The sequence below is a fragment of the Mycobacterium sp. TH-M103 genome (genome assembly GCF_057473785.1).
The window spans coordinates 1-13,909 of record NZ_JBYCLG010000206.1; the positions used below are offsets into that span (position 1 = coordinate 1).

The following is a 13,909-nucleotide window of genomic DNA, read 5'->3' on the forward strand; positions in this document are numbered from 1 at the left end:
GGGCATCACCACCGACTGGAAGTCGCGGTGGTACGCCGACAAGCAGTACGCCGACTACGTCAAGGAAGACGTCGCGATCCGCCGGCTGCTGTCCACCGGACTGGAGCGCGCCGGGATCGCCGACGTGGAGATCGAGCGGACCCGTGACCGGGTCCGCGTGGACATCCACACCGCCCGTCCCGGCATCGTCATCGGCCGGCGCGGCACCGAGGCCGACCGGATCCGCGCCGACCTGGAGAAGCTGACCAAAAAGCAGGTGCAGCTCAACATCCTCGAGGTGAAAAACCCGGAGGCGCAGGCGCAATTGGTGGCCCAGGGCGTCGCCGAGCAGCTGAGCAACCGCGTGGCGTTCCGTCGCGCGATGCGCAAGGCGATCCAGTCGGCGATGCGTCAGCCCAACGTCAAGGGCATCCGGGTGCAGTGCTCCGGGCGCCTCGGCGGCGCCGAGATGAGCCGCTCGGAGTTCTACCGCGAGGGCCGCGTGCCGCTGCACACGCTGCGCGCCGACATCGACTACGGCCTCTACGAGGCCAGGACCACCTTCGGCCGCATCGGTGTGAAGGTGTGGATCTACAAGGGTGACATCGTCGGCGGCAAGCGCGAATTGGCCACCGCCGCCCCGGCGGGCGCCGATCGCCCGCGCCGGGAGCGGCCTTCGGGCACCCGTCCCCGGCGCAGTGGCGCGTCGGGTACCACGGCCACCAGCACCGAGGCCGGCCGGGCCGCGGGCGCCGACGAAGGCGCCGCGCCCGCTTCCAGCGAAGCCGCGCCGGCCCTCGAAACGCAGAGCACGGAGGGCTGAACCATGCTGATTCCCCGCAAAGTCAAGCATCGCAAGCAGCACCATCCCCGCCAGCGTGGGATCGCCAGCGGTGGCACGGAGGTGAGTTTCGGCGACTACGGTATCCAGGCGCTCGAGCACGCCTATGTGACCAACCGGCAGATCGAGTCCGCTCGTATCGCCATCAACCGGCACATCAAGCGTGGCGGGAAGGTGTGGATCAACGTCTTCCCCGACCGTCCGCTGACCAAGAAGCCCGCGGAAACCCGCATGGGTTCGGGTAAGGGCTCCCCGGAGTGGTGGGTGGTCAACGTCAAGCCGGGCCGGGTGCTGTTCGAGCTGAGCTACCCCAACGAGGCGATCGCCCGGGCGGCCCTGACCCGAGCGATCCACAAGTTGCCGATCAAGGCCCGCATCGTGACCCGAGAGGATCAGTTCTGATGGCAGTGGGAATCTCGCCGGGCGAACTGCGTGAGCTCACCGACGACGAGCTCGCCGAGCGCCTGCGCGAATCCAAGGAGGAGCTGTTCAACCTGCGGTTCCAGATGGCGACCGGGCAGCTGTCCAACAACCGCCGGCTCCGCACGGTGCGGCAGGAAATCGCGCGCGTCTACACCGTGCTGCGGGAACGAGAACTGGGTCTGGCCTCCGGGCCGGACGGTACCGACGGTAAGGAATCGTGATGGCTGAAGCCAAGACCGAAAAGGGTGACAAGCACACTCCGCGTAACCCCAAGACCCGTGGCCGGCGCAAGACGCGCATCGGCTACGTGGTGAGCGACAAGATGCAGAAGACCATCGTGGTCGAGCTCGAAGACCGGGTGCGTCACCCGTTGTACGGCAAGATCATCCGTACCACCACGAAGGTCAAGGCGCACGACGAGAACAGCACCGCCGGCATCGGCGACCGGGTCGCGCTGATGGAGACGCGCCCGTTGTCGGCGACCAAGAGGTGGCGGCTGGTCGAAGTCCTGGAGAAGGCCAAGTAGCCGAACCGCACGCCCGCATTCGCGCGAGCAGTCCCCCGCAAGCGGGCGGTACCCCCAGCGAAAGCCCCCGACGCCCCGGCGTATCGGGGGCTTTCGCGTCTTCGAGCGCGGGGGCCGGTCGCGGCCGTGTAATCTCCGACCCGACGCCGGGGGATACCGAGAGCGGAGTGTGAGCGATGGCGAATGAGTCTGGAGAGACTGGCCGCTCGGGAGGATTCAGCGGCAAGATCGAGCTGGACATCCGTGACTCCGAACCGGATTGGGGTCCTTTCGCCGCGCCGGTGGCGCCGGAGAACTCGCCGAACGTGCTCTATCTGGTCTGGGATGACACCGGCATCGCGACGTGGGATTGCTTCGGCGGCCTGGTCGAGATGCCGGCGATGACGCGGATCGCCGACCGCGGGATCCGGCTGTCGCAGTTCCACACCACCGCTCTGTGCTCGCCGACGCGTGCCTCGCTGTTGACCGGCCGCAACGCCACCACCGTGGGCATGGCCACCATCGAGGAGTTCACCGAGGGGTTCCCCAACGCCAACGGGCGCATCCCGGCGGACACCGCCCTGATCTCGGAGGTGCTCGCCGAGCGGGGCTACAACACGTACTGCATCGGCAAGTGGCACCTGACGCCGCTGGAAGAGACCAACCTGGCGTCGACCAAGCGGCACTGGCCCACCTCGCGCGGTTTCGAACGGTTCTACGGCTTCCTCGGCGGCGAGACCGACCAGTGGTACCCGGACCTGGTCTACGACAACCACCCCGTCAGCCCCCCGGGCAGACCGGAAGACGGCTATCACCTGTCGAAGGATCTGGCCGAGCGGACAATCGAATTCATTCGCGACGCCAAGGTGATCGCCCCGGACAAGCCGTGGTTCAGCTACGTGTGCCCGGGCGCCGGGCACGCGCCGCACCATGTCTTCGCCGAGTGGGCCGACCGCTACGCCGGCAAGTTCGACATGGGCTACGAGCGCTACCGCGAGATCGTCCTGGAGAACCAGAAGTCGCTCGGGATCGTGCCGCCCGACACCGAACTGTCGCCGGTCAACCCGTACGCGGACGTGACGGGTCCGTCCGGCGAGCCGTGGCCGCTGCAGGACACGGTCCGGCCCTGGGATTCGCTGAACGACGAAGAGAAGAAACTGTTCGCCCGGATGGCCGAGGTGTTCGCCGGATTCCTCAGTTACACCGACGACCAGATCGGCAGGATCCTGGACTACCTCGAGGAATCCGGCCAGTTGGACAACACCATCATCGTGGTGATCTCCGACAACGGGGCCAGCGGCGAGGGCGGACCCAACGGATCGGTGAACGAGGGCAAGTTCTTCAACGGCTACATCGACACCGTCGAAGAGAGCATGAAGCTCTTCGATCACCTCGGCGGGCCCGAGACCTACAACCACTATCCGATCGGCTGGGCGATGGCCTTCAACACGCCCTACAAGCTGTACAAGCGTTACGCCTCCCACGAGGGCGGCATCGCCGACACGGCGATCATCTCGTGGCCCGAGGGGATTGCGGCCCGCGGGGAGATCCGCGACAACTACGTCAACGTCTGCGACGTCACGCCGACGGTCTACGACCTGCTGGGCATGACGCCACCCGAAACCGTCAAGGGCATCGCACAGAAGCCGCTGGACGGCGTGAGTTTCAAAGCCGCGCTTGACGACCCGGGCGCGGACACGGGAAAGCACACGCAGTTCTACACCATGCTGGGCACCCGCGGGATCTGGCACGACGGCTGGTTCGCCAACACCGTGCACGCCGCGACGCCGGCGGGCTGGTCGCATTTCGCCGACGATCGCTGGGAGCTCTTCCACATCGAGGCCGACCGCAGCCAGTGCCACGACCTGGCCGCCGAACACCCGGACAAGCTCGAAGAGCTCAAGGCGCTGTGGTTCGCTGAGGCCGCGAAGTACAACGGACTGCCGCTGGCCGACCTGAACATCATGGAGACGATGATGCGCACACGGCCCTACCTGACCGGCGAACGGGAGACCTACGTCTACTATCCCGGCTGCGCGGACGTCGGCATCGGCGCCGCCGCCGAGCTTCGCGGCCGCTCCTTCGCCGTGCTGGCCGACGTGACGGTCGACAGCACCGGCGCCGAGGGCGTCCTGTTCAAGCAGGGCGGCGCCCACGGCGGGCATGTGCTGTTCATCCAGGACGGACGGCTGCACTACGTCTACAACTTCCTCGGTGAGCGCCAGCAAGAGGTTTCGTCGTCGGGCCCCGTCCCGCTGGGCAGGCACGTGTTCGGCGTGCGCTACGCGCGCACGGGGACCGTGAAGAACAGCCACACCCCGCTCGGCGACGCCACGCTGTTCATCGACGACACCGTCGTGGGCTCGCTCGCCGACGTGGCAAGCCATCCGGGCACATTCGGGCTGGCCGGCGCCGGGATCACGGTCGGACACAACGGCGGATCCCGCGTGTCCAACCGCTACAAGGCGCCGTTCCCGTTCACCGGGGGCACCATCGCCCAGGTCACGGTGGACATCTCGGGCAGGCCCTACGAAGACCTGGAACGCGAACTCGCGCTGGCGTTTGCGCGCGACTGATCCCGGGGCGGCCGCCTAGGCCCCGATTCCGTGCCGGCCTCGACCAAAGGTGATGGTGCCCATGACTGCCGAGCCCTCCCCGCCCCCGGAGTCACGGCGACGGCAGACGGCGATCGCCCTGGGTGTCGTCGCCGGCGTGATCGTCATCTACATCGTGTCCCTGGTCGCCGTGCACCTGCTGGCCAGGTCGGCGCCCCCGCTGCCCGCGGTGGATCTGAGCAAGGTCGAGTCCGAGGACAGCGTCGTCCAAGTGCGCATCGAGAAGCTGGAAACGGTCGCCAACCACCTGACGGTGAATGTTCTCGTCTACCCCAAGGATTCGCTGTACGACAAGAACCTGGGTGTGCTGACCACCGACGCGGCCGTCCGCCTGTATCCGGACAACGACCTCGGCGACCTGCATTACCCGGTCGGTAAGGCGCCGGCGCAGGTCACCACCACCATCGCCGCGCACGGCGACCCCAACAACTGGCCCTTCGACTCCTACCGGACCGAGACAATCGCCGCCGACGTGTTCACCGGTTCCGGTCAGAACCGCGAGAAGACACCCGCCCACGTGGAAGTGACCGGGCAGCTGGACGGCTGGGATGCGACCGTCACCCGCGTGCACGACGCCGACGAGCCCGAGGCCGGTGTACAGGACGACGTGATCATCACCCTGCGCCGATCCAAGGGCCCGCTGATCTTCGACGTCGGGGTTTGCCTGGTCCTGCTCACCCTGCCCGCGCTGGCGCTGTGGGTGGCCATCCCGATGGCGCTGGGCCGGACGTCGTTCGTGCCGCCGTTCATCACGTGGTACGGGGCAATGCTTTTCGCCATCGTCCCGCTGCGCAACATTCTGCCCGGCAGCCCGCCCTACGGTTCCTGGGTCGACCAGGCCGTCGTGCTGTGGGTGCTGATAGCGCTGGTCGTCGCGATGTCCCTCTTCGTGTTCGCCTGGTGGCGGCAGCGCGATCGCAAGGCGCCGAAGAAGGCGTGAGGCCCCCGCGCCGGGGTTGTCCTACCCTGATGTGATGCTCACCGAGCTGGTCGACCTGCCAGGCGGTTCGTTCCGTATGGGATCGACGAGCTTCTACCCCGAAGAGGCGCCGATCCACACCGTGGCCGTGGCGCCCTTCGCGGTGGAACTGCACCCGGTGACGAACGCGCAGTTCGGCGAATTCGTCGCCGCCACGGACTATGTGACCGTCGCCGAGCAGCCGATCGACCCGGCGCTCTACCCGGGGCTGCAGGACGTGCGGGCCGGGGCGATGGTGTTCGCGCCGACGCCGGGCCCGGTCGACCTGCGCGACTGGCGGCAATGGTGGGACTGGGTGCCCGGAGCGGACTGGCGGCACCCGTTCGGGCCGGACAGCGACATCGCCGACAGGGCCGACCATCCCGTCGTGCAGGTGGCCTATCCCGACACCGCGGCCTACGCGCGGTGGGCCGGGCGCCGGCTGCCGACCGAGGCGGAATGGGAGTACGCGGCGCGCGCCGGGAGCACGGCCACCTACGCGTGGGGGGAGGAGGCCGTCCCCGACGGCCGACTGATGGCCAACACCTGGCAGGGCAGCTTTCCGTACCGCAACGAGGGCGCCCTCGGCTGGGTGGGCACCTCGCCGGTGGGGACGTTCCCGCCCAACGCGTTCGGCCTGTTCGACATGATCGGCAACGTCTGGGAGTGGACGGCCACCGAGTTCTCGGCGCACCACCGGCTCGACCAGCCGCCGAAAAGTTGCTGCACACCGCCAGGGCCCGCGAATCCCGGCGTCAGCCAGGCGCTGAAGGGCGGTTCGCACCTGTGCGCGCCGGAGTACTGCCACCGGTACCGTCCCGCGGCGCGCTCACCCCAGTCGCAGGACACCGCGACCACCCACATCGGGTTTCGCTGCGTGGTGTAGCGGGCCGGATTGATGCCGGTGCGCCGGGGCGGGGGCGCACGCCCACGGCGGGTGCGCTTTGAAGCGGGATGCCGGCGCCCCGTAGTCGATCAGCGCCGTGCTCTTGCGGGCTGGGCGGTCAACCAGTCAGCAGGGTCTGCGCACCGGCCCGGATCTTCCGCCGAATGCCGACGTACCCGGGTTTTGATACGCGAAAGTGCCTGTCTTGCAGTGCAAAATCGATTTATCTGAGGTTTCGTTCCGCACAAGGGATAGGCACCTCGCAAGTGAACAGTATCGCGGGCGGCGCGGCCTGTGAAAGTATCTGCGCATGGTCGTGGGGTGGTGTCGCACGCCGGCATGGGGCTGTTGCGTGAGCTGGCCGATCTGAACGGATTGTCCGCGCAGGTCGCTCGCCGAGCAGGTCCTGTTGCACGCCGATCACGGCCGTCAGTACACCTCGGCACAGCTCGCACTGTTCGCCCATGAGCACAACCTGGCCCGGTTCAGTTGGCCGCACCACGGTGTGTTGGGACAACGCTCAGCAGGAATCATTCTGGGCGACATTGAAAGCCGAGTTCTACGACCGATACCTGTCGCCGACCAAGACGGCCGTCAAGCTCGACATCGGCGACTGGATCGACCGGGTCCATAACCGACGCAGACGTGGCGAGTTCAATCGGTCGATGCAACACCGGGTTGTTGAAGCGAGTGTAGTTGTTCCTCAAAAACTTCGGCCGGTGTCTTCCAGCCGAGGACCTTGCGGGGCCTGTTGTTGAGCGCAAGGGCGGTCGACAGCGACCGCTGCGAGTTCTTCGGCCGACCATCGGGATAGGTCGGTTCCTTTCGGAAAATATTGACGAAGCAGACCGTTCGTGTTCTCGTTCGTGGGTCGCTGCCAGGGTGAATGCGGGTCGGCGAAGAACACCTTTGTTCCGGTGTCCAACGCGAACTGGGCATGCCCGGATAGCTCTTTGCCGCGGTCCCAGGTGAGGGTCTGCCGCAGCTGCTCGGGCAGTTCTGCCAGTGATGCGGCCAACGCGGCGTTCATCGCCACGGCACCGTATCCGCTCAGCGCCGGCCCGTTCTTCACTGGTGGCGCCTGCCCCCACCCGTCGAGCCGGGGAAGGTGTACAAGCAACGTAGAGCGGCTTTTGCGTTCCACCAGCGTTCCACCAGCGTGCCGATCGCCGACCGGCCGGTCCCGATGATCAGGTCGCCCTCCCAGTGCCCGGGGACAGCCCGATCCGCGGCCTCAGCGGGGCGCTCGCTGATAACGACATCGGCGCTGACGTGTCCCTGCGGCTTGTTCTGTGTCCGACCCCTTGGGACTCGCAGCGCACGCCCAGTTCGCAAGCACGCAACCAACTCTCGTTTGAGCGCGCCACGCCCCTCGATGAACAACGACTGGTAGATCGCCTCATGGCTGATGCGCATGGACTCATCATCGGGGAAGTCAATGGGCAAGCGGTGGGAGATCTGTTCTGGGCTCCACGCCGTCGACCAGCGTCTGTCCTGCCGATGCGGCTTGTTCCGCCCCTTCCACGCACCGGTCTGCGGGCCCTCGACGGCAGTGCCATCGGGTCGGCGGACGCTGCCGTTGAGCCGATCCTGCACATAGGCACGGAGCTGATCGTGGGCCACCAGCTTCGCGGCTTTCGGGCGCTTTGCCGCTTGCTGGGCCTTCCACTGCGCCACACCCGCGCGATAGACCGGCTTGCCGCCTCTGGTGGCCGCGTTTCGCCGCAGCTCACGAGAGATAGTTGCCGGATCACGCCCGATCTGGCGGGCGATCTCGCGCACCCCGACATCCTGGGCGCGTAGCAGCGCGATCTCCTCTCTCTCATCGAACGACAGGTACCGTCCCGTGGGCTCATCCAGATTGATCGGTGACATGCCGCCAGCGTGACGGAACCACCTGGTCGCCACCGGTGTCGACACACCCACTCCCGCGGCAGCATCTTCGGTCGAGACACCCTGCGCGATGAGCCGCCAGAACTGCCGCCGCACCGAACGCGACGGCTCCGGCCGACCCGGTGATCGCATCGACGGCCGCAACGCACGATCAGCCGCCCACTGCCGCCTCACGCCGCTCGGCATCGGGTCTTTCTGTCTCGCCACCGCACCTCCTGGATGGAAGGTGTTGCGACGACCGGTTGAATCCGCCCGTCATTCGGCCGTCACTATGGTGAGGCCGGTCGAGTTCGACGTCCGACTCGATCAGACGGCACAAGCCGCCTGACCCTGTGTCCACCGAACGGTGTCAAGCCCATGCGTGCATCGGCAGAATAAGGATTTATGGCGGAGTTGTTGATCGCGGTCAACCCGGATGAGGATTCCCGGCTGCCCTACCTGCTGCGTATTCCCCAACCCGGCGGCGACCTGGTGTTTCGCACCTCGGGGACCTGGCCTCGGGTCAAGGCGTTGTACTGCTACCCGGTCGACTTGGCGGAGTGGCCCGCCGACGCGGTAATTGTCGAACGCCTCGCGCTGCGCTCGTGCCAGCGCCGCGGCGCGGCCATCGACGTGATCGCGACGCGGTCCCGGGAGAACCGCTCGCAGTTGGTGTTCACCACCGCACGCGGCCGCGACGCGGTGTTCTGGCAGTCGCCGCGCACCCGCAAGCAGGCCCGCCCCAACGTGCGCACCCCGACTGCGCGCGCCCACGGCATCGACGACCTGCAAATCCTCGTCGACACCCATGAGCAGTACCCCTACCGGTTCGCCACCCAGCAGGTGCGGACCGTTCGTCGGGCGCTGCCGTGCGGCGACTACGGGCTGGTCCTCGACGGCCTGCTGGTCGCCAGTGTGGAACGCAAATCGCTGGCCGACCTGGTCACCAGCCTCACCGGCGGCAAGCTGCGCTACCAGGTTGCCGATTTGGCCGTGCTGCCGCGCGCAGCACTCGTGATCGAGGAGCGCTATTCCCAGTTGTTCAAACTCGACCGGGTCCGCCCCGCCGCGGTCGCCGACGGGCTGGCCGAACTGCAGGTCCGCTGGCCGAACGTCCCGGTGGTGTTCTGTGAGACCCGCCAGCTCGCCGAGGAATGGACGTACCGGTTCCTGGCCGCCGCACACCACTGGTCGACCACCGAAACCCCAGCACTGCGACGCATTTCACCGCATATAACCGACATCAGCCACCTCGATGAGGCATCCGCGGCGCCGGAGCCGAGCACCGCCGAGGTCCGCGCCTGGGCCCGCGCCGCCGGGCTGCCGGTGCCCGACCGCGGCCGCCTGCGCCCCGAGATCTGGCAGGCCTGGCGCGATGCCAACCACCGGACGTGACCGCGCCAGTGCGCGTGTTTGTCGAGCCCTGATGTCGAGCAACGATCAGGCTGCGGCGTGACCTCCCTGGTCAGGTTTCTCGGCGATCCAGACTTCGATGAGCGATTGGCCGGGACTCCTCGCCGGGTTGCCTCGCGGTCGAGTTCGGCGATCAGCCAGACCGAAAAGTCTGGGTTGCCGCGCCGGCGTTCGTCTTCGGGCCGCCGCGCCCGCGCGGTATCGAGGGCGCGGCCATGTCCTCGCCTTTGTCGGATCGTCTCCTTCGCAGAACGCCGGTCCCGGTCAGGCCAGCAGCCCGCGGATGTCGTCGGCGGTGAGTGCCGCGCCGAACGCGTTGCCGTCGTCGATGACGCTGGCGAACAGTTTGGCCTTGCGGGCGTTCAGCGCCATCACCTTGTCCTCGATGGTGTCATGCGCAATGAGCCGGTAGACCATCACGTTTCGCGTCTGGCCGATGCGGTGGGTGCGGTCGATGGCCTGGGCCTCGGTGGCCGGGTTCCACCAGGGGTCGAGCAGGAAGCAGTAGTCGGCCTCGGTGAGGTTGAGCCCGGATCCGCCAGCCTTCAGGCTGATCAAAAAGACCGGCATGTCGCCGTCCTTGAAACGCGCCACCGCCGCAGCCCGGTTGCGGGTGCGTCCGTCGAGGTAGCAGTAGTCGATGCCCTCGGTGTCCAGTCGATGACGGACCCGGCCCAGGAAACGGGTGAACTGGCTGAATACCAGAGCGCGGTGGCCGCTCTCGGCGACGTCGCGCAGCTGCTCGGCGAGCGCGTCGATCTTGGCGCTGGCCAGCGTGTCGTGGGCGGGGTCGACGAGACCGGGATGCAGCGCCAACTGGCGTAGTACTGTCAACGACTTCAGGATCGTGAATCGGTTGCGCTGCATGTCATCGAGCAGCCCGAGCACCTTCTGCCGCTCGCGCGCCAGCCGCTTGTCGTAGAGGGCGCGGTGCCGCGGTGCCAAGTCGATGTCGAGGACCTGCTCCTGTTTGGCGGGCAACTCGGCGGCTACGAGTTCCTTGGTGCGGCGCTTGACCAGCGGCTTGATCCGGCGACGGAACAGTGCCAACAGCTCGGGGTCACCGGTTTTCTCGATGGGTTTGGCGTAGAAGTCGGCGAACTTGGTCGGGCTGGGGAACAGCCCGGGCGCGGTGATCGACAGCAGCGACCACAGCTCCATGAGGTTGTTTTCCATCGGTGTGCCGGTGATGGCCAGCTTGAATGGCGCGGCCAGCTTGCGGGCGCACTGGTAGGTCTTGGCGTGGTGGTTCTTGACGTACTGAGCCTCGTCGAGGATCAGCCCCGACCACGTCCGCGCGGCGTGGGCGTCGAAATCGAGCCGGAACAGCGTGTAGGAGGTGACCACGATATGGGCGCCGGCTGCCAGCTCGCCGAGGTCGGCGCCGGAGCGGCGGAGCGTGTCGTAGAGGGCCACTACGTTCAATTCGGGGGCGAAGCGCTTTGCTTCGGAGGCCCAGTTCGCGACCACGCTGGCGGGTGCGACCACCAGGAAGGGAGCCATGCCCGGATTCTGTTGGCGGACATGGCAGATCAGCGAAAGCGACTGCAGGGTCTTGCCCAGGCCCATGTCGTCGGCCAGGATCCCGCCGAGCCCGTGGTCGTGCAGGGTTGCCAGCCACGAGAACCCGTCGGCCTGATAGGGCCGCAGCTCGGCGCGCAGGTCGGCAGGCGTCTCGGCCGGTTCCACGCCGAGTAGCGCGCGCAGCGCACGCACCTGGCGGCGCCACTCGCGGGCCTGCCGCGTCACCACGCCCAGCTCGGCCAGCTCGTCGAACAGCCCGACCTGGTAGCGGCTGATCCGGGTCAGTCCCCCGTCACCGTCGGTGAGTCCGCGAGCCTCCTCGATGAGCTGGCGCAGCTTGATCAGCTCCGGCTTGTCCAGGGCGAAGTAGGCGCCGTCGGTCAGCAACAGGTGTGACTGCCCGGATGCGAGCGCGGTGAACACGTTGACGAACGGAACCCGTTTACCTTCGATGCTGATGGTGACGCCCAGGTCGAACCAGTCCGTTTCACCGGGCACCGCGTCGGTGCGGACCGCGATGACCAGGGAGCCGCCCGCTTCGCGGTAGTCGGCCGGGTCGCCGGTCACCTCGACGGCGACGTCGGTAAGCTCGGCCAGCCGCGGCTGTACCTCCGTCGCGAAACGCATGGTTTCCAGCCCGGACAACGTGGTCCGTGCGATGAGGCTGCCGTCGGCGCCGCGGAGCCCCCAGCGCTCCAACGGCATCTCGATGCTCGCGGCGAGTGCACGCTCGGCGTCCAGGTCGCGGCACGTGGCATAGTCCGAGCTGTCGCACCCGGCGCGAATGTCGCTGTCGCCGATCCGGTAGGCCCACTGCCAGGTCAGTTCGAGCTCGTGTCCGCCGCGGTAGTCGGCCCGCAGGACCAGACTCGGACCGACGATCTCTGGTGGCGTGAACGACTCGTCCGACGACATAACGGCCGCGATGTGACGCAGCCGCGGGTAGTAGTCGGCGGTGAAGCTGGCCGCCTCGCCGGCTGGCACGACCAGCGGCGCGCCGCCCAGCGCCATATGTTGCAGCGCGGTAGGAACCGGCCTGTCCAGCCGGGCCAGCCGCAACCCGCCGTCGTCGTACACCACGCCGTGCCCGGAAGCCCCGATGAAGGCCATCGGCGGTGTCGCGGCGCCGCCGACCCGCAGCATGGGCCGCACGGTGATCTGACCCGACGCGTCGGACGTGACGTCCAGGCATAGCTGCCCCGCACCGTGGGCCGGGACCTCCTGCTGCGGGCGGGTCGTCACCAGCCGCACCCCGACCCGGCGGGCCTCGTCGAGCAGCGGCCACAATTGCGGGGACTCGAACCGCAGCAGCGGTATCGTCTTCACGTCGCCGTAGTTTCCGTGCGAATACCGGTAGTAGCCAGTCGAATTCGAACTCGAAGCTTTGAAGGTCGCATAGAGTTCCTGCAGCACCCGAAGTTGTTCGTCCGGGTACCCGCAGTGGCGCAGCATGGCGAGCTTGCCCCAGCTCAGATCGCCGGCCACCCAGCCGCCCCGCTTCCCGGGCCGCACCAACCGCGCGTCGAGGCCCGGTACCGGCTCGCCCGTCGACAGGTTCAGCTCGATCGCCATCGGTGTCCCCGCGTGACCGTGCGCCGCAACCGCGGGAACCAGCGCGTCCAGCGAACGCCGCCATGCGGGCAGGGCCGGCGCGGGCGGGGTGTGCGCGGTCGGCGTCTTTGTGCCCGCGGCGCCGGCGATCACCAACGCCGCGACATGCTTGCAGTCCGCCGCCACCGGACAGCTACACAGCCCGCTCTCGACGCCCCAGGTGTCGGAGCCGGCCGGCCACAGCTGTACCGTCGCGGTGTACGTGCGGCCCTGGCTTCCGCGCACGCTGCCGACGAGGTTGTGCGTATGCGCGTCCCACGTACAGCCCAACACCCGGCCCTCGCGCGCGTAAGCGAAGCCACGGCGATACGTGTCCCCGCCGACCAGTTCCAGGGCGCTGGAAAGATCGACGGAGGGGAACCACAGCTCAGGCATGAGCAGACCGTAACGGCTGACTCCGACATCCAAGCCCAAGCACACCGCACGACAACGGAATTCGTGACGGATGAGTTGGATGTGATTGGTGTGGCGACTGACGTGGTGGCCATGCGGCCGTCGTCGCCGATCGCAAGCAGAATCTGACCATGGCCCGGAGCGCATTGGCGGGGTCGATGCTTATGGGATTGTCGACAAGACCTGATGTGCGTTGGTGGGCGGCGGCGTCCGTGAGTTCCTCGACGTGTAGACACGGCGATGCCGCGGCGTTCGACCCGATTCGGGTGGTCGAGGTGAAGGCCGCTGCCGGTGGTACGAGGAATTTGGCTCTGAGCTGCCCGTCGCCTAGACTCTAGGGGTTGCCGTGGGCAGACCTCGGCCGGTGCTTGACAAGCAACCAGCTTTTCAGCCGGCCCCGCGTGCCCTTCGGTGACGAAGACCGCGCACGTCAGGCTCCCGGGTTTCTCCTGTCGTGCACACGTAAACCAGGTCAGGAGATCGAGTGATTCAGCAGGAATCGCGGCTGAAGGTCGCCGACAACACCGGCGCCAAGGAGATCTTGTGCATCCGGGTGCTCGGTGGTTCGTCGCGACGCTACGCCGGCATCGGGGATGTCATCGTTGCCACCGTCAAGGACGCCATCCCCGGTGGCAACGTCAAGCGTGGCGACGTGGTCAAGGCCGTCGTGGTGCGCACCGTCAAGGAGCGCAGGCGCCCCGACGGCAGCTACATCAAGTTCGACGAGAACGCGGCCGTCATCATCAAGCCGGACAACGACCCGCGCGGCACGCGCATCTTCGGCCCGGTCGGGCGCGAACTGCGCGAGAAGCGCTTCATGAAGATCATCTCGCTGGCTCCGGAGGTGTTGTAGATGAAGGTCCGCAAGGGCGACACCGTGCTGGTGATC

Annotated in this window: 10 protein-coding genes and 1 pseudogene; 9 read left to right on the forward strand and 2 right to left on the reverse strand. The window is 67.4% G+C overall.

Annotation, left to right across the window (positions count from 1 at the left end; translation table 11 throughout):
- The 7 genes from rpsC to AC2VOR_RS11330 all read left to right on the forward strand — a co-directional run.
- On the forward strand, window positions 1-802 hold an 802-nt coding region (gene rpsC / locus AC2VOR_RS11300; protein WP_486963808.1), incomplete at its 5' end, for a 30S ribosomal protein S3.
- A 3-nt stretch (window positions 803-805) separates the two neighbouring features.
- Entirely contained in the window at window positions 806-1,222 is a 417-nt protein-coding gene (gene rplP / locus AC2VOR_RS11305) for a 50S ribosomal protein L16 (protein ID WP_144949703.1), read from the forward strand.
- A complete protein-coding gene (gene rpmC, locus AC2VOR_RS11310; protein ID WP_369740600.1) occupies window positions 1,222-1,464 on the forward strand; it encodes a 50S ribosomal protein L29 in 243 nt (80 codons plus the stop codon). Before rplP ends, rpmC begins: the two co-directional genes overlap by 1 nt.
- Window positions 1,464-1,769: a 30S ribosomal protein S17 gene (gene rpsQ / locus AC2VOR_RS11315; RefSeq protein ID WP_369740598.1), complete on the forward strand. Its 306-nt coding sequence runs from the start codon at window positions 1,464-1,466 to the stop codon at window positions 1,767-1,769. The genes rpmC and rpsQ overlap by 1 nt, the downstream gene beginning before the upstream one ends.
- Before the next feature lie 176 nt (window positions 1,770-1,945).
- Complete coding sequence (locus AC2VOR_RS11320; protein ID WP_486963809.1) at window positions 1,946-4,324, forward strand: arylsulfatase; 2,379 nt, start codon at window positions 1,946-1,948, stop codon at window positions 4,322-4,324.
- 52 nt (window positions 4,325-4,376) lie between these two features.
- Window positions 4,377-5,303 (forward strand): DUF4436 domain-containing protein, encoded by a 927-nt coding sequence (locus tag AC2VOR_RS11325; RefSeq protein ID WP_369740595.1) that lies wholly within the window; start codon window positions 4,377-4,379, stop codon window positions 5,301-5,303.
- 34 nt (window positions 5,304-5,337) lie between these two features.
- Entirely contained in the window at window positions 5,338-6,207 is an 870-nt protein-coding gene (locus tag AC2VOR_RS11330) for a formylglycine-generating enzyme family protein (RefSeq protein ID WP_369740594.1), read from the forward strand.
- A 654-nt stretch (window positions 6,208-6,861) separates the two neighbouring features.
- Here the strand turns inward: AC2VOR_RS11330 and AC2VOR_RS11335 are convergent.
- Window positions 6,862-8,286: pseudogene (locus AC2VOR_RS11335) on the reverse strand (IS30 family transposase).
- A 198-nt stretch (window positions 8,287-8,484) separates the two neighbouring features.
- Between AC2VOR_RS11335 and AC2VOR_RS11340 the strand changes: the two are divergent.
- Complete coding sequence (locus tag AC2VOR_RS11340) at window positions 8,485-9,474, forward strand: ERCC4 domain-containing protein (RefSeq protein ID WP_369740591.1); 990 nt, start codon at window positions 8,485-8,487, stop codon at window positions 9,472-9,474.
- A gap of 282 nt (window positions 9,475-9,756) precedes the next feature.
- On the opposite strand, the gene AC2VOR_RS11345 is transcribed toward AC2VOR_RS11340, so the two are convergent.
- The gene (locus tag AC2VOR_RS11345; RefSeq protein WP_486963810.1) at window positions 9,757-13,002 is read right to left on the reverse strand and encodes a DEAD/DEAH box helicase; all 3,246 of its coding nucleotides are present in this window, start codon (window positions 13,000-13,002) and stop codon (window positions 9,757-9,759) included.
- Window positions 13,003-13,504: 502 nt separating this feature from the next.
- On the opposite strand from AC2VOR_RS11345, the gene rplN reads away from it, so the two are divergent.
- On the forward strand, window positions 13,505-13,873 hold the full coding sequence (gene rplN, locus AC2VOR_RS11350; RefSeq protein WP_003403649.1) for a 50S ribosomal protein L14: 369 nt from the start codon (window positions 13,505-13,507) through the stop codon (window positions 13,871-13,873).
- Window positions 13,874-13,909: the final 36 nt, after the last annotated feature.

What these genes read in the sequence shown, in the direction of transcription:
- rplP (WP_144949703.1), top strand. Translation starts at nt 806, where the DNA reads ATGCTGATTCCCCGCAAAGTCAAGCATCGCAAGCAGCACCATCCCCGC.
- AC2VOR_RS11325 (WP_369740595.1), top strand. Translation starts at nt 4,377, where the DNA reads ATGGTGCCCATGACTGCCGAGCCCTCCCCGCCCCCGGAGTCACGGCGA.
- AC2VOR_RS11330 (WP_369740594.1), top strand. Translation starts at nt 5,338, where the DNA reads ATGCTCACCGAGCTGGTCGACCTGCCAGGCGGTTCGTTCCGTATGGGA.
- AC2VOR_RS11320 (WP_486963809.1), top strand. Translation starts at nt 1,946, where the DNA reads ATGGCGAATGAGTCTGGAGAGACTGGCCGCTCGGGAGGATTCAGCGGC.
- AC2VOR_RS11345 (WP_486963810.1), bottom strand. Translation starts at nt 13,002, where the DNA reads ATGCCTGAGCTGTGGTTCCCCTCCGTCGATCTTTCCAGCGCCCTGGAA.
- AC2VOR_RS11340 (WP_369740591.1), top strand. Translation starts at nt 8,485, where the DNA reads ATGGCGGAGTTGTTGATCGCGGTCAACCCGGATGAGGATTCCCGGCTG.
- rpsQ (WP_369740598.1), top strand. Translation starts at nt 1,464, where the DNA reads ATGGCTGAAGCCAAGACCGAAAAGGGTGACAAGCACACTCCGCGTAAC.
- rpmC (WP_369740600.1), top strand. Translation starts at nt 1,222, where the DNA reads ATGGCAGTGGGAATCTCGCCGGGCGAACTGCGTGAGCTCACCGACGAC.